The sequence below is a fragment of the Companilactobacillus sp. RD055328 genome, assembly GCF_022835675.1.
In the GTDB taxonomy this organism is placed as follows: domain Bacteria; phylum Bacillota; class Bacilli; order Lactobacillales; family Lactobacillaceae; genus BQUT01.
This window is the reverse complement of the sequence record NZ_BQUT01000005.1, coordinates 363,076-383,735: the sequence shown is the minus strand read 5'-3', so window position 1 is coordinate 383,735 and position 20,660 is coordinate 363,076. Positions and strand designations below refer to the sequence as shown.

Genomic DNA, 20,660 nt, shown 5'->3' with positions numbered 1-20,660 from the left:
TAAGCTTCTTTTTTTATTACTTGAATTAACTCATGAAAATCTCCATAATGTTTACATATAGGGAAAATAGTAGGAGTCAAATAGTGACAAAATTTTATTTTATTAGGCATGGAAAAACACAGTGGAATCTTGAAGGAAGATATCAAGGGGCAAATGGAGATTCACCATTACTTGAAGAAAGCTATACCGATATTAAATACTTGAGTGAGTTCTTACAAGACATCAAGTTTGATAAGGTATTTTCAAGTCCTTTAAAAAGGGCTCAGGTAACCGCTGAGACATTAATTAACGATATGGGTATAAATATTCCAATTATTACTTATGATGAACTGAGAGAGTTTAATTTAGGTATTATGGAAGGTGAGAAGTTCAAAGACGTAGAATCTAAGTTTCCAGGACTTATTTGGGCATTTAGAAATAGTCCAGAAGATTATGATGAAACAATCATTAATGGTGAGTCATTTCAGGATGTAATAAAACGTACTAATAAATTGATTAAATCAATTGCTAAAGATTCAACAGGAGATGAGAACTATATCGTTGTCAGTCATGGTGCAGCTTTAGTAGCAATGATTAAGTCATTAGCAAATGAGAAGCTAAATGATTTACGTAAAGATGGCGGACTATCAAATACAAGTGTAACAACTATGGAAACAGATGATTACGGTGAAAGTTTCGAATTGCTAGATTGGAACAATACGCAATTCTTACATAAGAAAAAAGACGTTACAGATACGATTTAGGTGATAATATGAATGAAGTTGCAAAACAAGCTGCTAAACAATATGAATCTGGTGATAAAGAAGCAGCTGTTATTACTTTGACAAAGGCGTTAAATGATGATTTTAAGCAATTAGAAATAATCCTACAGCTATCTACTTATCTTTCTTATGGTGGTGAATTTGAACAAGCTGAAGAGCTTTTAAAACGTTCACTCAATATTTTCCCCGATGAAGATACTATTAAATATAATTTGGGTAATATTTATTTTAATCAAAGTAAAATTGATCAAGCTTTACCAATATTTACTGAACTATTAAAGACAGAGATGAGAAATCCTGCGTCCTTTATGTTAGCTCAGTGTTATCAACAATTGGGTGATAATAATCATGCACTTGTTTACGCTATTACTGCCGCCGAAAATGAGCATGAAGATGAGGGATATGCTCAATTAGTTGGTGATATCTTCTTAGCAATGGGTAATGTAAAAGATGCTAAGAAATATTATTTAATATCTACAGATATTAGAAAAAACGAGAGGAACACTTTCAATTTAGGAGTATGTTTGTTTACTCTTGATGATCCTAAAGCTCAATCTGTATTTAAAGAATCAAAAGCCATTAATCAGAAGTATTATGAAGATAATATTCAACGATTAACAGATATACAAAAAATAATTAATGAGAATAAATAAAAACATGGACGCTGACGAAGAACAAAAATATATAGAAGGTACAGTTGAATCTGTTTTTTTTGAAAACCCAGACAATTTTTATAAGATTATTCTAGTTGCTGTAGAAGATACAAATATAGACTGGAATGAACCAGAAATTGTTGTCACGGGTTATTTTGGCGATCTCAATGAAGAACAAGAATACAAGTTTATAGGTGATGTAACGAATCATCCTAAGTATGGTCAACAATTTAAATCTGATTCTTATTCACAAAAGAAGTTGACTGATACGCAAAGTCTTATTAATTATTTTTCAAGTGATTTATTTCCCGGTATTGGGAAAAAGACGGCTGAAAATTTATTAAAAGTTGTAGGAAGTAATCCAATAGATAAGATTTTAAAAGATAAATCAGTATTAGATGGATTACATTTAAGTAATGACAAAATTGATATAATTTATAATCAAGTTCAGTCTAATCATGAGACGGAACAAATTCTGTTGGAATTGAACCAGTTAGGCATCGGTAATACGATTGCTACTAAAATATTTCAAGCTTATCATTCAAAGACTTTAGAAATAGTTATGAATAACCCATTTCAGTTAGTTGAAGATATTAATGGAGTAGGTTTCAAAAAGGCTGATGCGATTGCTGAAGAACTTGGATTTGCCGTTGATAATGAATTTAGAATTCGTGGAGCTATCTTACATGTCTTGAATTTATTATCTTCACTTGAAGGTAATACTTATGCGAATGAAAGTATATTAGAGACTGAAACTCAAAGACTCTTAATGAGTAGTCGATATACTGATAATGTTGAAGACAAAATTTCTAAACAAATAGAACAATTAACTACTGATGGTTTAATTATTCGTGAAGATGAACGTTTATATCTGAAATATCTTTATGACTTCGAATGGACTATAGCATCAAATTTAAAGTTGATAAATGAAGGATTCAATCAAGATATAGCTGAAGAAAAAATTGATTCAGCGATTTCTGAAGTAGAATCAGAATTGAAAATAAAATATGGTAATTCACAAAAAGAAGCAATTAAACAGGCTCTTGAACATCCTATCTTCTTATTAACAGGTGGGCCTGGAACCGGGAAAACTACCATAATTAATGGAATTGTTGCAGCTTATGCTAAATTACACAAAGTATCGTTAGATATCACTGACTATAAAGATAGCGTGTTTCCTATTTCACTTGCAGCACCTACTGGACGTGCAGCAAAACAAATGGCCGACACAACTAGCTTGCCTGCTAGCACAATACATCGACTATTAGGACTTAATGGGAATGAAGATATCAATAATGCAACAGTAGGTGAAGTCGAAGCCGACTTACTAATTATTGATGAAATGTCGATGGTTGATATTAATTTATTCAAACAATTAATGGGAGCCATAAATCCGGGAACTCAATTAATTTTAGTAGGTGATAAAGATCAATTGCCATCAGTTGGACCGGGACAAGTTTTTTCTGACTTAATTGATAGCGAGGCGTTACCTACTAAGAAGCTTGATTTTATCTATCGTCAAGACAGTGATTCATCAATTACTAAGTTGGCTCATGATATTAACGAAGGTATAGTAAGTGATGAAATTTTTCAAAATTTCAAAGACCGGAGTTTTATTAGAGCTAGCGATAAGCAAATTCCTGGTGTAATTGAACAAGTCTTTCAACGTGTTAAAGACAAAAACTTTGATATCGATAATGTACAGACATTAGCGCCAATGTATCGAGGAACTGCAGGTATTGATAATCTTAATTTAATAATTCAAAATATTTTGAATCCACTTAACTCTAATAAAAAAAGTGTGAAGTTTGGGAATGTTGATTATCGAATTGGTGATAAAGTTGTTCATTTAGTTAATAATCCAGAAAATAATGTATTCAATGGTGAAATAGGACTTATTACTGGTATCACATATGCAAAAGATAGCGATATTAACAGTGATGAACTACACTTTGATTTTTCGGGTCAAGAAATATCTTATGCACGTTCAGATTGGAATAAAATAACATTGGCGTATTGTACTTCGATTCATAAAGCACAAGGTAGTGAATTTGAATTAGTAATTATGCCACTAGTTCGCCAAGCAAAACGTATGTTGAAACGTAACTTATTATATACTGGTATTACTCGTGCAAAATCAATGCTTATAATGATAGGTGATCAACAAGCATATATTGACGCTATCAATGATATCTCTAGTAAGAGAGCAACTACTTTAATTAATAGATTGTTAAAGACTTTCGAAATATCTACAACTAAAGAAGTAGAAACCACATCAATAAATTATGAATTAACAAATGAAATAATATTGAATAATAATGTTGATCCAATGATAGGAATGACAGATATTAGCCCATATGATTTTATGTCAAAAGAGGAGTAAAAAATGAGCGACGAAATAAGAAAAAATTTAGAAATCCGACCGGTAACAGTTGAAAATGTTGAACAATTTAACGATTTACTACGTTATGTTTTTCAAGTAACTAATAAAGATTTATCTGAAAGTGGTTATGAAGAAGGAGAAATTGAACGTGCTAAACAGCCAGTCCTTGAAGTTTCTGATGTTTTTGGCTGGTTTAATGAGCGTAATGAATTAATTTCTCAAATTGCCATATATCCCTGCGAAGTGAATATTCACGGTAATATTTACAAAATGGGAGGCATTACAGGAGTTGGAACTTATCCTGAGTACGCTGGTAATGGTTTGATGCATGATTTGGTAAAAATTGCATTGAATCATATGAGAGCTCACCAGCAATGGATTTCTTATCTATATCCTTATGACATACCTTTTTATCGTAAAAAAGGTTGGGAAATTATGTCAGATCATTTAACTTTTGAGTTAAAAGATACACAATTACCTAAACAAGTTGACGTACCTGGGCGTGTAGAACGAACTGAAATTGATGATGGGGCGATCTTTGCTATTTACGAAGAATTTGCTAAACAAAATCATGGTTCAATGATTCGAAGTCAATTGAATTGGGATGAATATTGGCGTTGGGAAAATGAAGAAGAACGAATGGCAGCTGTCTATTATAATGAGAATGGTCGTGAAGATGGCTATATTATTTATTGGATAGCAAATGATGTATTTCATGTTAAAGAAATGATATATCTAAACCAAGAAGCGCGATTAGGACTATGGAACTTTATCAGCGCTCATTTCTCAATGCTAGATAAAGTTAAAGGTCATATTTATAAAGATGAACCTTTAGACTTTTTATTAGATGATGGTGATATAAAAGAAACAATAGAACCATATTTTATGGCTCGAATTGTTGATGTAGAAGAGTTCTTTAAGATGTATCCTTTTGAAGATGGTGGCAAAGATATACATTTTGTTATTAATGACCCATTGGCTGAATGGAATAATAATACTTTTGGTCTTCATTTTGATGAAGAAGGTCAACTTGAAATAACACATGATGCAATAGGAGAAGAAATAGTTTGTGATATTCAAACCTTAACTACTATGATGATGAGTTATAAACGCCCATCATACCTTGCTAAAATTGAACGACTAAAAACTAGTCATCATGCAATTAGAGTCTTGGAAAACATTATTCCTATAGAAACACCATATTATTCAGATTATTTCTAAACAAAAAACAGCGACTAATTAGTCGCTGTTTTTATTTACCATTAAGAATGGATGATGATGAACTGAGAAAGTTAGATTGATGTCAGCTTTATCGAAGTCTTCACCGTCCATCTGAACATATTCTGGTTTATTTGCTTGTAAATTCAAATCATTTGATATGAAATGATGAACACGATGGTCTTGTAAATGACTACCATCTTTTAACATTTTTATGAATAATTTCACTATATCAAGAGCACCCATCTGTTCAACAACAATCAGATCTAATTCGTGATCAAAAGGTGATGCTACAGGTGCAATGGGTACACCACCACCAAAGAAAGGATGATTAGTTGTAGTTACCAGAAAAACATTTTTTAAAATTTTAGTATCCTTATTTTGAAGATCTGAAATAGTAAGGTCAAAATTATCATGTTTGAAAAAAACTTTAATCAATTGAGATAGGTAAGAAAGCTTACCAAGTCTTAACATATTTAAGAATTTCTTCGATGCGGAGCGATTTGTTGAATAGACAATTGCCGCATCAAAGCCAATCCCAATATTATTAACAAAGAAATATGAGTTCTTAGAATTATTATCTTGATATTCACCAATATCAACTTCTTTAAATTCTTGGTTTGTATTTAGTGCAGTAATGATTTTTTCAATGTGAGTTTCTAAATCTAATCCTCTAGCAAAATCATTTCCAGATCCAGAGGGGATATAAGAAATAGGTGTATGAGGATTTTTTGATTTTCTTATTCCATTTAGGCATTGATTGAGTGTACCATCACCACCAATAATCACTAAGAGCGTATCGTCGACAGCTTTTGAATTTGCAAAGTCTTTACCTAAGCGAATACCATCATCTGGCTTCTTAGTGATTGATAATGTATATGGAATTTTATTTTGATTCAAGATTCGAATGACTTTTTGACCACGTTTTTTTGAATTTCCAGAAGATGCATGTTCATTCAAAATAATATGTAGTTTTTTATAGTTCATAGTTTTTCCTCAAATATGTCATATTAGACAAAATAAAAAGGAGTCCGAATGGGACTCCTAATCGTTAAACTGAAGCAGAAATCAACATTGGTAAAATTACAGGGTTACGTTCAGTCTTTTTGTAAAGCATATCTTGTAATCCGTCAGTAATAATAGTTTTTAGCATTGCCTCAGTAACTTCTGTTTCCGATTCGTTAAATGCATTTTTAATTAAATGGAATACACGTTTTTGTGCATCACTAATTAATTCGCCAGATTCACGCATATATACAAAACCACGTGAAAGGATATCAGGTCCAGCTAATACGATTTTTTTATTGTAGTCAATTGTAGCTACAACAATTACCAAACCTTCATCTGATAACATCTTTCGGTCATGAATAACCACATTACCAATGTCACCAATACCATTACCATCGACATAAACATCGTCAGCAGGGAAGTGTCCGGCTGGTCTAGCTGAATCACTAGTTAAGGCTAAAACATCACCGTTTTCCATTACGAAACAGTTTTCTTTAGGTACATCACACTTCTGTGCGAGTTCAGTATGAATTTTTAGCATTCTGAATTCACCATGAATTGGCATGAAGTACTTAGGTTTCATTAATCGAATCATTAATTCTTGTTCAAGTTGACCACCATGACCAGAAGCGTGAATGTTATTAATTTTACCGTGAATAACATTAGCTCCAGCTTCAGATAATAGGTTAATAACATGATTAACACTTGAAGTATTACCTGGGATTGGGTTACTTGAAAAGATGACAGTGTCTTCAGGATGAATAGTTATTTGACGATGAGATCCGTTAGCAATTCTACTTAGAGCAGCCATAGGTTCACCTTGCGAACCAGTACATAAGATCATGACTTTTTCAGGAGGTAACTTATTAATCTCAGAAGCATCTAGTAACATATCATCAGGAATATTCAAATATCCTAGTTCACGACCATTAACAATGGCCGATTCCATACTACGTCCAAAGACAGCAACTTTACGGCCTTGTTGTAAGGCAGCATCAACCGCTTGTGAAACACGATAGATATTTGAAGCGAAAGTAGCAAAAATAATCCTACCTTTGATGGTTTCAAAAATCTTGTGAATAGTGTCACCAACGTAACGCTCTGATTTACTAAAGCCATATACTTCGGCATTAGTACTATCAGACATAAGTAATAAGACACCTTCAGCACCAAGTTGTGCCATTTTTTGTAGATTTGGAGAAGGTAGTCCAGCAACTGGAGTTAAGTCAAACTTAAAATCACCAGTTTCAACAATTACTCCTTGTGGAGTGTGGACTGCAATTCCTAAAGCATCGGGAATTGAATGAGTTGTTCTAAAGAAGTCAACACTCATATTATTGAACTTAATAACTGTGTCTTCTTGGATTTCGTGCATTTCTGTTTTGTTCAACAAACCATGTTCTTCAAGTTTTCCTTTAATTAATGCACTGGCCAAAGGACCGGCAAAAATTGGAGCTTGAACTTTTTGTAAGAAGAAGGGAATTCCACCAATATGATCTTCATGACCATGAGTGATGAATAGTCCCTTAATCTTATCTTGATTGTCCATTAGATATTGATAATCAGAAATAACATAATCAATACCTAATTGATCATCTTCTGGGAATTTAATACCAGCGTCAATCACAATGATTTCATTGCGATACTGCACGCCATACATGTTTTTTCCGATTTCACCTAGTCCCCCGATGGCAAAAACGAAAACTTCTTTGTCATTTATTTCAAATGGCATATTTATTAAAACTTCGTAATTTTAAAGTTAAGGCTCTTCTTTTCGTATTCAAGAAAATCCTTACTTAGTTCCTGCACTAGTTCAATGTTGTAGTTTGTGTTCTTTTCTACCATTGCTTGTGCTTCAATTTGTGAATCAGCTTCTACATAAATAGATTCTGTTGTCTCTCTACGGGGAGTTTGAGACTTGTCAGGTTGGAATAGTACTTTATAAATCAAAATTGTTCTCCTTTATTGTTGCGTATTTATTTCTATCCGAACAGGTGGTTGACGAATCAACAGTTACATAAATATTATCATAATTTATTATTTATGTATATATTTTAGAAATAAAAAAAGACGCTAAAAGCGTCTAATTATTCGATTATTAAAGCTTTATCATCAATTGTGAATGGATCTTTCTTATTGATTTTATCGTAAAACAAATGTCCATTTAAATGATCAATTTCATGTTGGCAAACAATAGCGGGATATCCTCTAAGTTTCATTGTTTGGCTTACACCATCAAAATCATCATATCTAATGGTAATTTTATTATGACGGGGGACGTAACCTGGTACTTCAGTATCGACTGATAAACAGCCTTCGCCTTCGCCAAGTGCAGTGACTTGTACAGATTCACTGATAATAACCGGATTAATTAAAGTCATCTGTAAATCTATTTTGTCAGGTTCATCTAGATTAGGAATAAGTACTGAAGCCATTGCAACTGATTCACCAACTTGTGGAGCGGCTAAACCGACACCAGCACGAAGTCCGTATTTTTGGCCTAACTGCGCATCTTGACTATTAATAAGATATTCCATCATATCATCAGCTAATTGTTTATTTTTTTTTGAGATAGGGAATGTTACTTTTTGGGCAACCTTACGTAATACTGGGTTACCATCACGAGTTACGTCTTTCATTAAATACATTTTTGGCCTCCAATTGTTCTATATATATCCGTTAATTATAGCATTAAAAAAACTGTCATTTAAAGCATCAATTTATGAAAGTCAATTCAATCGAAAAAAATTGTAAAAATACAAAATTTATTGGGAAATGATTGTTCAATTTTTCACAATCAAAACCGCAACAGAATAACGTTTATGAGACTTCAAAAAAAAATATTTTAGAACTAGTGAAAACATTTACAATATCACTTGCAAACGGTTACAAGGATGGGTACGCTTTATATGTACAGATATTATTTATATCAATTTAATGACGGAAAGGACTGTATTGAAATGGCAAAAAAAACAGTTGTCGATTTCTCGGCAATCAAAAAAGGATTAAGCAATAATCCAGATCCTATTCAAGTTTTAAATTCAAAATCTGAAGTCGTAAATAAAGAAGTTTTCGAAAGCTTTTCAGACGAACAGTTAGTTGAATTCATGGAAAAAATGGTTTGGGAGCGTGCATTGCATGAACAAACTATGAACTTCTCACGTCAAGGACGTATGGGATTCTACGCACCTACTGCTGGTGAAGAAGCTTCTGAAATGGGAACAGTTATGGCGATGGAGGATCGAGACTATCTTGTTCCAGCATATCGTGATATTCCTCAATTAATTCAACATGGAGCAACTGTAACCGAAGGATTCTTATGGTCTAGAGGGCATGTTGAAGGTAACAAATTCAAAGCTCGTGCATTGATGCCACAAATCATTATTGGTGCTGCTTATGTTGAAGCAGCAGGTATTGGTATGGGACTTAAAAAGAATGGTGAAGATGCAATTGCATTCACATATACAGGTGATGGTGGTACTTCACAAGGTGATTCGTATGAAGGAATGAACTTTGCGGGAGCATTCCAATCTCCAGTATTATTTATTGTTCAAAATAATGGATATGCAATTTCAACTCCAAGAAGTAAACAAACAGCTGCTCCAACACTAGCACAAAAAGGTGTTGCTGCTGGTATTCCTAGTGTACAAGTTGATGGTATGGATATCTTAGCTTGTTATGCTGTTGCTAAAGCTGCACGTGAATATATTTTAGCTGGTAATGGTCCAGTATTAATTGAAACACTTACATTTAGATATGGTGCTCATTCATCTGCTGGTGACGATCCAAAACGTTACAGAACAGAAGCTGAAGAGAAACCTTGGTTTGATGTAGATCCTTTGATTAGATTAAGAAAAGTTCTTACTGATAAGAAACTTTGGTCAGAAGAAAAAGAAGAAAAATTAATTGAAGAATACAAAGCTTCATTCAAAGATGCAATTAAAGAAGCTGATTCAGTAGCTCCTGATACAGTGTCTGCTATGTTGAAACGTACATTTGAAATGCCAACTCCAGATATTCAAGAGCAAATCAAAGAATTCGAAGAAAAGGAGTCTAAATAATTATGGCAAAAATGACATATATCCAAGCTATTACTAATGCTTTGGACATTAAGCTAGAAGAAGATCCAAAGACTTTAATCTTTGGTGAAGATGTTGGTAAAAATGGTGGTGTATTTAGAACAACTCAAGGACTTCAAGAAAAATATGGTGAAGAAAGAGTTTTCGATACTCCATTAGCTGAATCAGGAATAATGGGATTAGCTGTTGGGTTAGGACTAACTGGATGGCGTCCAATTCCTGAAATCCAATTTATGGGATTCAGTTTTGAAGCTGTTGATTCTATTGTTGGACAAATGGCACGTATGAGATTCCGTTTTGATGGTGAAAAAACACAACCTATTGTTGTAAGAACACCTTATGGTGGTGGTACACATACTGCTGAAATGCATGCCGATAACTTGGAAAATTACTTCACAGGAACTCCTGGTTTGCGTGTTGTAATGCCAAGTAATCCATATGATGCAAAAGGTTTATTAATTTCAGCAATTGAAAATAATGACCCAGTCTTATTTATGGAAAACTTAAAATTATATCGTTCAATGAAAGATGACATTCCTGAAGATAAATATACTGTTCCGTTAGACAAAGCAAATGTTGTTCGTGAAGGAACTGACATAACTGTTGTTGCCTACGGTGCTGAAGTTAATGAAGCTATTAAAGTGGCCGATAAATTAGCTGAAGAAAATATTTCAATGGAAGTTATTGATTTACGTACAGTTTCTCCAATTGATACTGCAACTATCTTTAAGTCAATTGAAAAAACACACAAAGTTGTGATTGTTCAAGAAGCTCAAAAGATGGCTGGAGTAGGCGCAAATGTAGCGTCTGAAATATCAGAACATGCAGTCTTAAATCTTGATGCACCTATTGGACGCGTAGCTGCACCTAACTCTGTTTATCCATTCGCTCTTTCTGAAGAAGTGTGGATTCCAGGTGAAAAAGAAATAGAAGCTAAAGTACGCGAAATTATAAATTTCTAGTCTGATATTAATTCAAAGGAAGGATTTTCAATATGGCATTTAAGTTTAAATTACCCGAATTGGGTGAAGGTATGGCCGAAGGTGAGATCGCTCGCTGGTTAGTTAAGGAAGGCGATACCATAAAAGAAGATGATTCGATTGTTGAAGTTCAAAATGATAAATCGGTAGAAGAACTACCAACTCCAGTATCTGGAACAGTTAAACAAATTGTTGCAGCAGAAGGTCAAACTGTTGAAATCGGAGATACTTTAATTGTTATCGATGATGGATCTGCTGACTCAGGTGATGACGAAGTAGAAGTGAAAGCTGATGAAAAAGTAGAACAAGCACCTGCTGAATCTGCTAAAGAAGACGCTCCAAAAGAAGTTGCAACTGCTGCTAAAACTGGTGATGCAAATGCAAACTATTTGGCAATGCCTTCAGTACGTCAATATGCAAGAGACAAGGGTGTAGATTTGTCACAAGTTACTCCTTCAGGTAAACACGGACAAATTACTAAAGCTGACGTTGATGGGTTCGATGGAACAGCAGCACCTGTTGCTGCTTCAACATCACAAACGGCTGCAGCATCTGAAACAAAAGCAGCACCAATTGCTGCATATACATCAGCAACTCCAGAATTAGAAACACGTGAAAAGATGAGTCTAACTCGTAAAGCTATTGCTAAAGCAATGCGTACAAGTAAAGATATCGCTCCTCACGTTACAAGTTTTGATGATGTTGAAGTTTCAGCATTGATGGCAAATCGTAAGAAGTATAAAGAAATTGCTGCTGGTAAGGATATCAAACTTACATTCTTACCATATATTGTTAAAGCTTTAGTTGCAGTAATGAAGGAATTCCCTGAACTAAATGCTTCAATTGACGATACAACTGAAGAAGTAGTTTACAAACACTACTACAATGTTGGTATTGCTACAAATACAGAACATGGTCTATATGTTCCTAATATTAAGAATGCTGATTCAAAAGGTATGTTTGAAATTGCCAAAGAAATCACTGAAAATTCACAAGCTGCATACGACAACAAGCTAGGTGGAGATGCTATGCGTGGTGGTTCTATCACAATTAGTAATGTTGGATCAATTGGTGGTGGTTGGTTTACACCAGTAATTAACTACCCAGAAGTAGCAATACTTGGTGTTGGTAAGATTGCTAAAGAACCATATGTTGACGAAAATGGTGCAATCCAAGTTGGTAATATGCTTAAACTTTCATTGAGCTATGATCACCGTTTGATTGATGGTGCTTTGGCACAAAACGCATTGAACAAATTAAAAGAATTATTACATGATCCAGATATGTTGTTGATGGAGGGATAATTTAAAATGGCAGATAATGTAGTTGAAAAAGAAACAGTTATTATAGGTTCAGGACCCGGTGGATACGTTGCTGCAATTCGTGCTGCTGAGTTAGGACAAGACGTTACCATAATTGAAAAAGCTGAAACGGTTGGTGGTGTTTGTCTAAATGTTGGTTGTGTGCCTTCAAAAGCTTTGATTGCTGCCGGACATAGATTACGTGAAACCCGCGATTCATCAATGTATGGTATTGATAAGACTGATGCTAAGATTGACTTCAAAAAAACTCAAGAGTGGAAAGATAACGAAATTGTTGGTCGTATGACTAATGGTGTTAATATGCTACTCAAGAAACATAAAGTTGAAGTTATTCAAGGTGAAGCCTTTATTGACAACAATGAACAATTAAGAATTATGGCTACAGGACCTAAGCAATTCATGGATAATGGTGGTGGTCAAACAATTAAGTTTAAGAACTTGATTATTGCCACAGGTAGTCGTCCTATTGAAATCAAAGGATTCAAGTTTGGTGAAAGAATCATTGATTCAACAGGTGGACTTAACCTAACAGCTGTTCCAAAAGAATTTGTTGTTATCGGTGGTGGTTATGTAGGAACTGAATTAGCTGGAGCATACGCTGATTTAGGCGCTCATGTAACGATTCTTGAAGGAACTAACCAAATAGTACCTAACTTCGAAAAAGACATGGTAGATGTAGTTAAGAAGAGCCTAGAAGCTAAAGGTGTAACTATTATCACGAATGCTATGGCTAAAGAAGGTAAAGAATCAGATAAGAACGTTGAAGTTACATATGAAGTAGACGGCAAATCTGAAAAGATTACAGCTGATTACTGTATGGTAACTGTTGGACGTCGTCCTAATACTGATGATTTTGGACTAGAATTGACTGATGTTAAGATGACTGATCGAGGACTTGTTGAAGTAGACAAACAAGGACGTACATCAGTTGACAACATTTGGGCAATTGGTGATATTGTTGCTGGTCCTGCATTAGCTCACAAAGCATTCTTTGAAGCTAAGACAGCTGCTGGAGCAATTGCTGGGTTGAACACTGAAAATGATTATATCGGTGTGCCAGCTGTATGTTTCACTGATCCTGAATTAGCTGCTGTAGGTATGACACAAGCTGAAGCAAAAGAAAAAGGAATTGAAACTAATGTAGCTAAATTCCCATTTGCTGGTAATGCTCGTGCTGTATCATTAGGAGCTCCAGAAGGATTTGTGAGATTAGTATCTGAAAAAGAAACAAATACACTAATTGGTGGTCAAATTGTTGGACCTGGTGCTAGTGATTTGATATCAGAACTTAGTTTGGCAATTAATAGTCAAATGAATGCAGAAGATATTTCGTTAACAATTCATCCACATCCAACTTTAGGAGAACCTATTGCTGAAGCTGCTGATATATTGATGGGATATCCAACACATATCTAATCAAGATATAAATAATAAAAAAACCTAAGCAAATGAATGCTTAGGTTTTTTTTATTTAAGTTAATGCGAAAAACGACTCAAGATGGTTCTTTTTTGATAAACTAAAATTATGAAAAAAGAAAATAATAATTATGAGTACCCAATCGATTATGACTGGAGCACTGAAGAAATCACAAATATAATAAAATTTTATAACGTCATTGAAGAAGCTTACGAAGGTGGAGTTGATAAAAATAAATTATTATCAGCCTATAATGACTTTCGAAAGATAGTTCCAATGAAAATGGATCAGAATAATCTGTCTAAACGATTTGAAACAGAATCAGGATATTCTATCTATAAGGTTATTAAAGCTGCTCAAGGAGCTACAATAGAATATATTAAATTTTAGACAAACAAAAAAGCCACAGTTTTGGGGGTCTGTGACTTTTTTACTCATCTACTTGGGAGTAAATGTATTAATGGGGATGTGTTTGTCTTTGGGGAAGACATTTGATATAAAATATCAAGTGTAGTTAAAACTCGTTTAACTAACAAGAATATAATCTAATACTTTGATAACTTAGTCAAGCTATTTTTGAGAAAAAATTCAAATAATTTAAAATAATGCACCATAAATTAATTCTAGCTGTTAATGGTTAATGCCGTATTCTATTGCAACTATATATATTTAACAGTTGATTATTAAATAAAAACTAAGAGGAAGGAGGAGAAAAAGTTAATGGATAAGAATAATCTCAAAATAAATATTTCAAATATTTTAAAAAGTGTTTCTACAAAATTAAAAACAAGTTTTAACTCAGATTTATTAATAGAAACAAAAAATGGTAAGAACGATTTAGTAACAAATATGGACAAAGAAGTTGAACGTTTTATTATTACTGAGTTAAAGAAATCCTATCCTACTGCAAAATTCGTAAGTGAAGAAGGCTATGGTGACGATATAAAGGATATTAATGGTCTGGTTTTTTTTGTTGATCCGATTGATGGGACCTTAAATTATGTAAAACAACGAAAAGATTTTGCTTCAATGATAGGAGTGTATCTTGATGGAGAACCTATTTTGGGAGCAATTATTGATGTGATGGCTGATAAATTATATGTTGGCGGTCCGGGATCTGATATTTTGGTAAATAATAAAAAATTAATTACCATTAGTGATCATTCATTGAGTGATTCTCTTATTACAGTGAGTGCGCGACTTGTTTTTAATGAAGAATTAAATATGAAAGAAGTAATTAAAAAAAGTAGTGGTATTCGTATGATGGGAAGTGCTGGGGTTGTTTTTGGAAGACTTCTTGAAAATAGACAAGGAGCATATATTTCAAAATTAGCTCCATGGGATTTAGCGGCTGGAAAAATCTTGGCCGAATCACTTGGATATATAGTAGTAGGCATTGACGGGAGACCTGTTAATATGCTAAAATCACAACTTGTAATTATTGGAACAAAGCAATTAACCCAAGAGGTTCTAACCATACTGAATTAGAGCCAACGGAGCTGTGATTTCACAGCTTTTTTATTGCCATTTATAGAATTAATAATTTAATGGAATTTGGAAGGAAGAAAACCTTGAAATTAAGAGACGATATAAGAAATATTGCTATCATTGCCCATGTCGATCATGGTAAAACAACATTGGTTAATGAAATGCTTAAACAATCAGATACATTAGACTCACATACAGAAATTGGCGACCGTGCCATGGATACTAATGATATTGAAAAAGAACGTGGTATCACAATTCTTTCAAAAAATACTGCTGTTAAAGTAGACGGAAAGCAAATCAACATCTTGGATACACCTGGACATGCCGATTTCGGTGGTGAAGTGGAACGTATCATGACAATGGTTGATGGTGTTTTGCTTGTTGTTGATGCATACGAAGGAACAATGCCACAAACTCGTTTTGTGTTGAAAAAAGCTTTTGAACAAAACCTAACACCAATTGTTGTTATTAATAAGATTGACCGTGAAGGTGCACGTCCAGCTGAAGTTGTTGACGAAGTACTTGAATTGTTTATTGAATTAGGTGCCGATGAAGAACAACTTGAATTCCCTGTTGTATATGCTTCAGCTATGAACGGAACAACAAGTTTAAGTGATGATATCTCAACTCAAGAACATACAATGGAACCATTATTTGAAACAATTTTGGATACAATTCCTGCACCAGTTGATAACTCAGATGAACCATTACAATTCCAAGTTTCAATGCTTGATTATAATGACTTTGTTGGACGTATAGGTATTGGTCGTGTATTCCGTGGGAAGATCAAGATTGGTGATTCAGTTACTGTTATGAAGCTTGATGGAACAACTAAAAACTTCCGCGTTACTAAGATGTTTGGTTTCATTGGACTTCAAAAAGTTGAAATTCAAGAAGCTAAAGCCGGTGATTTAATTGCCTTATCTGGTATGGACGATATCTTCGTTGGAGAAACAGTTACACCAGTTGATAATCAAGAAGCTTTACCTGTACTTAGAATTGATGAACCAACTCTACAAATGATGTTCTTAGCTAATGATTCACCATTTGTTGGCCGTGAGGGTGATTTAGTTACAGGTCGTCAAATCGAAGACCGTCTACGCTCACAACTTCATACTGATGTTTCTTTAAAAGTTGAAGATACTGATCAACCAAGTGCTTGGATGGTTTCTGGTCGTGGTGAATTGCATCTTTCAATTCTTGTTGAAGAAATGCGTCGTGAAGGATTCGAACTACAATTATCACGTCCTGAAGTTATCTATAAAGATATTGATGGAACAACTTGTGAACCATATGAAGCTGTTCAAATCGATACACCTGACGAATATGTAGGATCAGTTATTGATTCTATGTCTCAACGTAAAGGTGAGATGAAAAACATGGAAAGTACTGGAAATGGTCAAACAAGACTTTCATTCCTTGCCCCATCACGTGGGTTGATTGGTTATTCTACTGAATTCCTTTCAATGACTGGTGGATACGGTATTATGAACCATACTTTCGATTCATACTTACCAGTTGTTAAAAACTGGGAACCTGGTCGTCGTAATGGTGCACTTGTATCTATTAACCAAGGACCTACAACAACATATTCACTTCAATCAGTTGAAGACCGTGGACAATTGTTCTTAGGCGCACAAGTTGAAGTTTACGAAGGAATGATTGTTGGCCAAAGTTCTCGTGATCAAGATATTGCCGTTAACGTTACTAAAGGTAAAAACCTTACAAATACACGTGCCTCAGGTAAAGATCACTCTGCTGCAATTAAAACACCTAAGACATTATCTCTTGAAGAATCAATTGAATTCTTGAACGATGATGAACTTTGTGAAGTAACTCCACAAAGTGTTCGTTTACGTAAGAAGATTTTGAATACAGGTGAAAGACAAAAAGCTAGCAAGAAGAAAAAACTAGCATCACAAGGCTAATAAAAAACCGACTATTGTCGGTTTTTTTTATTGGAATGAATTACTCATTTTATGAGTTTTGATGATATAATTAACACTATTAAGCTAGGGGAGTGTCGTTGTGAGTTTAAAATTTAAAAATTTGGACTATTGGATTCTTATTCCATATTTAATTTTAATGGGAATCGGAATTATAATGGTTTACTCAGCAAGTTTTGATACAGTTATGAATCATGGTGGTTCAGCATCTTCATATTTTATTAAACAAGTTTTCTTTGTAATTATTGGACTAATCTTGTGCACACTTGCATTCATGATGAAAATTAATTTATTAAAAAATCCAAGACTGATTCAAATTTTAATTTTTGGGACAATAATATTACTATTAATACTTCTAATTAGAAAAGCTATCAATCCTGCATCCGCGATTAATGGATCAGCTGCTTGGATTCCATTAGGATTTTTCAATATTCAACCGCTAGAAATTGCAAAGTTATCTTTGATCATTTATTTCGCATTTATATTTAGTAGAAGACAAGATCGTTTAGTTCCAGGAAATATTCTTCAAGAATTATCAGGTCCGCTAGTTGTTGCTTTTTCAATTTTAATTTTAGTCATTTTACAACCAGATTTTGGTGGTACTGGGATTTTATTCTTTATTGGAATTGTTATGATTTCCACCTCAGGTATTCCTAAAAAAAGTATGGCATTGATTAATTCACTTTGGGGAATTCCTATGTTAATTGTCTATTATGTTTTGACGCATTATAATATTAGTTTTCTTGAAAAATACTATCAATATCGAAGATTTATGGCATTCAAGAATCCTTTTAAGTATGAATCTGGAATAGGTTCGCAATTAGTTAATTCTTTATATGCCATTAATAATGGCGGTCTTTTTGGGGTTGGACTCGGGAATAGCATTCAAAAAAGAGGGTATTTACCAGAACCATATACTGATTTTATTCTTTCAATTACCAGTGAAGAGTTAGGTTTTATTGGTGTATTTGTAATTATTAGTTTATTATTTACAATTATATTCAGATGTATTCAGATTGGTACACGTTCAAACGATACTTTTAGATCACTTTTAGTTTTCGGAGTAGCAGCAATGTTATTCTTCCAAACTTTTTTAAATGTCGGTGGACTATTAGGTCTAATCCCTCTAACAGGGGTTACTTTGCCATTCATTAGCTATGGTGGATCAAGTCTATTGATGCTATCAGCCGCAATAGGTCTTGTATTAAATGTTAGTGCTTTTGAAAAAAAATTATCTAGTTCGAAATAATAGGTGTAAAAATAATGGAACAGTTACGTAAAGGATTAATTATTTGGATGTATTCATTGCGCGGGCAGAAATCGTTAAAAAATCTGGGCAATGTATATTATGTTTCCAAAAAAATGAAATACGCAGTAATGTATGTCGATAAAAAAAATCTTGAAGCAACTATAGAAAAAATTTCAAAGATGCGTTTTGTTAAAAAAGTTGAATTATCTTTGCGTGATGAAATTGATATGGATTTTGAAACGAAAATCGGTGCATCAAATATTAAAGATACAGTATATAGCGAGTAGGAGTTGACTATGAGAGTTGTTTCGGGTGAATTTAGAGGATTAAATTTAAAGGCCGTACCAGGTGATTCAACACGTCCTACATCAGCAAAGGTGAAAGAGTCGATTTTTAGTATCATTAATCCGTATTTAACTGATGGTATTTGTTTAGATTTATTTGCTGGCACAGGTTCTTTGGGTATTGAAGCAGTATCACGCGGATATGAAACAGGTTATTTAGTTGATAAAAATTACAAAGCAATTAAAACCATCAAAGAAAACATTGAAAAAACTCATAGCGAAAACAGATTTATTATTCAGTCAGGTAATGCGACTGATGCGCTAAAAAAATTTGCTGCTGATAAGATAAGGTTTGATTTAATTTTTTTGGATCCTCCATATCGTATGCACATTACCGATGAAATTGTTGAAAATATGATTTCTGAAGGCTTACTTAATGATCAATGTATAATCGTTATTGAAACAGACTATGTAATAGAAAAGATAAGCGATGAACATTTAACAACTATACAAGAAAAAACATATGGTGAGACGCAAATCGTTATATATAAGTATGAGGAATAGATTATGACAAAAAAAATTGCTTTATACGCTGGGAGTTTTGATCCCATAACTAACGGACATTACGATATAGTTTTACGTGCTGCTCAAATATTTGACGAAGTAATTGTTGCAGTTATGACAAATACTTCAAAAAATTATATGTTCTCGTATGAAGAAAAAGAGAAAATGATAAATCAACAGTTCGAAAAATTGGACAATGTTTCAGTTGTTGATGGGGAGAATAAGTTGACTGTAGATTTGGCTAAAGAACTAAAAGCTAATGTCTTAGTTAGATCTATGCGAAATACTAATGATTTTATTTATGAATCTGGTGTATCACAAATTAATCATTTACAAGATAATAATATTGAAACGTTATACTTATTATCAGATCCTAAATATGCAAATATTTCTTCAAGTATGATTAAAGAGATTATCACCTTTGGCGGTAATGTTAGTCAGTTGGTTGCACCTGAAGTTGAAAAATTATTAAAAAATAAAATAAAAGGAATTCATTAACAATAATGAATTCCTTTTTTCGTAATTTCTTTTAACAAGGAGGATTACGAATGATCGAAAATATTAAGCAACAAATACTAGATTATAAAAAAGAAATTATAATTGGTTCTTTTGCAGCGCTGTTAATTATTATTTTTGTAATATTGAATAATAAACCAACTCCAGTTAGGAGTAATGTTTTTACTGATAATGCTAAATCTAAGAAGGTTTTTAAAAAGGCAAATGTTGTAAAATCTTCTAAATATATTTATGTTGATATACAAGGTGAGGTTAATCGACCTGGATTTTATCGTATAAAGGCAACGGCTAGAGTGTTTGATTTATTACAGTTAGCTGGAGGATTAAAAGATACAGCAGACCGTAAGAATGTTAATCAAGCAAAAAAAATAACTGATCAAGAACAAGTTTATATACCTAAAATTGGTGAAATTACTGACCCACCTTTAATAAAAGAGAATATGGATCAAGACAGTGATGAAAAAACTGAACAAGTAAATATTAATGCGGCAACAGTAGATGAGCTGCAAAACTTACCAGGTGTAGGGCCTAAGAAAGCTGAAAAGATTGTTCAGTATCGAGAAGAAAACGGTGGGTTTGAAAAGCCGGATGATTTAACTAAAGTATCTGGTTTTGGTGAAAAAACATTAGAAACATTAAAAGATCAAATTACGATTTGATTAATGAGAATAAATTTCTAATAATAGCAGTTGTTTTAGGATTGATTAGTTCTATTAATTTTTTTAGTCACTTTATTTTTTTTACAATTTTATTATTTATTATTTTTCGTATTTTATTACTAAGACAATGGCA

At 33.3% G+C, this 20,660-nt stretch carries 20 protein-coding genes; 16 read left to right on the top strand and 4 right to left on the bottom strand.

Annotation, left to right across the window (positions count from 1 at the left end):
* The first annotated feature begins 83 nt into the window (after positions 1-83).
* Genes RD055328_RS04000 through eis form a run of 4 tightly spaced genes read left to right on the top strand, consistent with a single transcriptional unit; the run spans position 84 to position 5,018 of the window.
* Positions 84-743, top strand: coding sequence for a histidine phosphatase family protein (locus RD055328_RS04000; RefSeq protein WP_244087512.1), 660 nt, complete (start codon positions 84-86; stop codon positions 741-743).
* Positions 744-751: 8 nt separating this feature from the next.
* Complete coding sequence (locus RD055328_RS03995; protein ID WP_244087511.1) at positions 752-1,414, top strand: lipopolysaccharide assembly protein LapB; 663 nt, start codon at positions 752-754, stop codon at positions 1,412-1,414.
* A 4-nt stretch (positions 1,415-1,418) separates the two neighbouring features.
* Positions 1,419-3,797, top strand: coding sequence for an ATP-dependent RecD-like DNA helicase (locus RD055328_RS03990; protein WP_244087510.1), 2,379 nt, complete (start codon positions 1,419-1,421; stop codon positions 3,795-3,797).
* A gap of 3 nt (positions 3,798-3,800) precedes the next feature.
* Positions 3,801-5,018 (top strand): enhanced intracellular survival protein Eis, encoded by a 1,218-nt coding sequence (gene eis / locus RD055328_RS03985; RefSeq protein WP_244087509.1) that lies wholly within the window; start codon positions 3,801-3,803, stop codon positions 5,016-5,018.
* Positions 5,019-5,036: 18 nt separating this feature from the next.
* On the opposite strand, the gene RD055328_RS03980 is transcribed toward eis, so the two are convergent.
* The 4 genes from RD055328_RS03980 to def all read right to left on the bottom strand — a co-directional run bounded on the left by RD055328_RS03980 (position 5,037) and on the right by def (position 8,671).
* On the bottom strand, positions 5,037-6,002 hold the full coding sequence (locus RD055328_RS03980) for a diacylglycerol kinase family protein (RefSeq protein WP_244087508.1): 966 nt from the start codon (positions 6,000-6,002) through the stop codon (positions 5,037-5,039).
* 64 nt (positions 6,003-6,066) lie between these two features.
* The gene (rnjA, locus tag RD055328_RS03975; protein WP_244087507.1) at positions 6,067-7,755 is read right to left on the bottom strand and encodes a ribonuclease J1; all 1,689 of its coding nucleotides are present in this window, start codon (positions 7,753-7,755) and stop codon (positions 6,067-6,069) included.
* A 5-nt stretch (positions 7,756-7,760) separates the two neighbouring features.
* Positions 7,761-7,973 carry a DNA-directed RNA polymerase subunit epsilon gene (locus tag RD055328_RS03970; RefSeq protein WP_244087506.1) on the bottom strand — a complete coding sequence of 71 codons (213 nt, stop codon included), beginning with the start codon at positions 7,971-7,973 and terminating at the stop codon, positions 7,761-7,763.
* Positions 7,974-8,110: 137 nt separating this feature from the next.
* The gene (def, locus tag RD055328_RS03965; RefSeq protein WP_244087505.1) at positions 8,111-8,671 is read right to left on the bottom strand and encodes a peptide deformylase; all 561 of its coding nucleotides are present in this window, start codon (positions 8,669-8,671) and stop codon (positions 8,111-8,113) included.
* A gap of 312 nt (positions 8,672-8,983) precedes the next feature.
* On the opposite strand from def, the gene pdhA reads away from it, so the two are divergent.
* The 12 genes from pdhA (at position 8,984) to RD055328_RS03905 (ending at position 20,527) form a co-directional block, all read left to right on the top strand.
* Positions 8,984-10,084, top strand: coding sequence for a pyruvate dehydrogenase (acetyl-transferring) E1 component subunit alpha (gene pdhA / locus RD055328_RS03960; protein WP_244087504.1), 1,101 nt, complete (start codon positions 8,984-8,986; stop codon positions 10,082-10,084).
* Positions 10,085-10,086: 2 nt separating this feature from the next.
* Positions 10,087-11,064 (top strand): alpha-ketoacid dehydrogenase subunit beta, encoded by a 978-nt coding sequence (locus tag RD055328_RS03955; protein WP_244087503.1) that lies wholly within the window; start codon positions 10,087-10,089, stop codon positions 11,062-11,064.
* A 32-nt stretch (positions 11,065-11,096) separates the two neighbouring features.
* Complete coding sequence (locus RD055328_RS03950) at positions 11,097-12,386, top strand: 2-oxo acid dehydrogenase subunit E2 (RefSeq protein ID WP_244087502.1); 1,290 nt, start codon at positions 11,097-11,099, stop codon at positions 12,384-12,386.
* Positions 12,387-12,392: 6 nt separating this feature from the next.
* Entirely contained in the window at positions 12,393-13,820 is a 1,428-nt protein-coding gene (lpdA, locus tag RD055328_RS03945; protein WP_244087501.1) for a dihydrolipoyl dehydrogenase, read from the top strand.
* Positions 13,821-13,929: 109 nt separating this feature from the next.
* A complete protein-coding gene (locus RD055328_RS03940; protein WP_244087500.1) occupies positions 13,930-14,211 on the top strand; it encodes a UPF0223 family protein in 282 nt (93 codons plus the stop codon).
* A 330-nt stretch (positions 14,212-14,541) separates the two neighbouring features.
* Positions 14,542-15,309 carry an inositol monophosphatase family protein gene (locus RD055328_RS03935; protein WP_244087499.1) on the top strand — a complete coding sequence of 256 codons (768 nt, stop codon included), beginning with the start codon at positions 14,542-14,544 and terminating at the stop codon, positions 15,307-15,309.
* Positions 15,310-15,392: 83 nt separating this feature from the next.
* Positions 15,393-17,237 (top strand): translational GTPase TypA, encoded by a 1,845-nt coding sequence (gene typA, locus RD055328_RS03930; protein ID WP_244087498.1) that lies wholly within the window; start codon positions 15,393-15,395, stop codon positions 17,235-17,237.
* Positions 17,238-17,337: 100 nt separating this feature from the next.
* Positions 17,338-18,504, top strand: a complete 1,167-nt coding sequence (locus tag RD055328_RS03925) for an FtsW/RodA/SpoVE family cell cycle protein (RefSeq protein WP_244087497.1) — start codon at positions 17,338-17,340, stop codon at positions 18,502-18,504.
* A 14-nt stretch (positions 18,505-18,518) separates the two neighbouring features.
* A complete protein-coding gene (locus RD055328_RS03920) occupies positions 18,519-18,791 on the top strand; it encodes a YlbG family protein (protein WP_244087496.1) in 273 nt (90 codons plus the stop codon).
* A 9-nt stretch (positions 18,792-18,800) separates the two neighbouring features.
* Complete coding sequence (rsmD, locus tag RD055328_RS03915) at positions 18,801-19,352, top strand: 16S rRNA (guanine(966)-N(2))-methyltransferase RsmD (protein WP_244087495.1); 552 nt, start codon at positions 18,801-18,803, stop codon at positions 19,350-19,352.
* Positions 19,353-19,355: 3 nt separating this feature from the next.
* On the top strand, positions 19,356-19,850 hold the full coding sequence (gene coaD / locus RD055328_RS03910; RefSeq protein ID WP_244087494.1) for a pantetheine-phosphate adenylyltransferase: 495 nt from the start codon (positions 19,356-19,358) through the stop codon (positions 19,848-19,850).
* Between the two features lie 50 nt (positions 19,851-19,900).
* Positions 19,901-20,527, top strand: a complete 627-nt coding sequence (locus RD055328_RS03905; protein WP_244087493.1) for a helix-hairpin-helix domain-containing protein — start codon at positions 19,901-19,903, stop codon at positions 20,525-20,527.
* Positions 20,528-20,660 lie beyond the last annotated feature (133 nt).

Bases quoted from the DNA above. Each gene is read 5' to 3' on its own strand.
- RD055328_RS03995 (WP_244087511.1), top strand. From the start codon at position 752: ATGAATGAAGTTGCAAAACAAGCTGCTAAACAATATGAATCTGGTGAT.
- RD055328_RS03990 (WP_244087510.1), top strand. From the start codon at position 1,419: ATGGACGCTGACGAAGAACAAAAATATATAGAAGGTACAGTTGAATCT.
- eis (WP_244087509.1), top strand. From the start codon at position 3,801: ATGAGCGACGAAATAAGAAAAAATTTAGAAATCCGACCGGTAACAGTT.
- RD055328_RS03980 (WP_244087508.1), bottom strand. From the start codon at position 6,002: ATGAACTATAAAAAACTACATATTATTTTGAATGAACATGCATCTTCT.
- rnjA (WP_244087507.1), bottom strand. From the start codon at position 7,755: ATGCCATTTGAAATAAATGACAAAGAAGTTTTCGTTTTTGCCATCGGG.
- def (WP_244087505.1), bottom strand. From the start codon at position 8,671: ATGTATTTAATGAAAGACGTAACTCGTGATGGTAACCCAGTATTACGT.
- pdhA (WP_244087504.1), top strand. From the start codon at position 8,984: ATGGCAAAAAAAACAGTTGTCGATTTCTCGGCAATCAAAAAAGGATTA.
- RD055328_RS03955 (WP_244087503.1), top strand. From the start codon at position 10,087: ATGGCAAAAATGACATATATCCAAGCTATTACTAATGCTTTGGACATT.
- RD055328_RS03950 (WP_244087502.1), top strand. From the start codon at position 11,097: ATGGCATTTAAGTTTAAATTACCCGAATTGGGTGAAGGTATGGCCGAA.
- lpdA (WP_244087501.1), top strand. From the start codon at position 12,393: ATGGCAGATAATGTAGTTGAAAAAGAAACAGTTATTATAGGTTCAGGA.
- RD055328_RS03940 (WP_244087500.1), top strand. From the start codon at position 13,930: ATGAAAAAAGAAAATAATAATTATGAGTACCCAATCGATTATGACTGG.
- RD055328_RS03935 (WP_244087499.1), top strand. From the start codon at position 14,542: ATGGATAAGAATAATCTCAAAATAAATATTTCAAATATTTTAAAAAGT.
- RD055328_RS03920 (WP_244087496.1), top strand. From the start codon at position 18,519: ATGGAACAGTTACGTAAAGGATTAATTATTTGGATGTATTCATTGCGC.
- rsmD (WP_244087495.1), top strand. From the start codon at position 18,801: ATGAGAGTTGTTTCGGGTGAATTTAGAGGATTAAATTTAAAGGCCGTA.
- coaD (WP_244087494.1), top strand. From the start codon at position 19,356: ATGACAAAAAAAATTGCTTTATACGCTGGGAGTTTTGATCCCATAACT.
- RD055328_RS03905 (WP_244087493.1), top strand. From the start codon at position 19,901: ATGATCGAAAATATTAAGCAACAAATACTAGATTATAAAAAAGAAATT.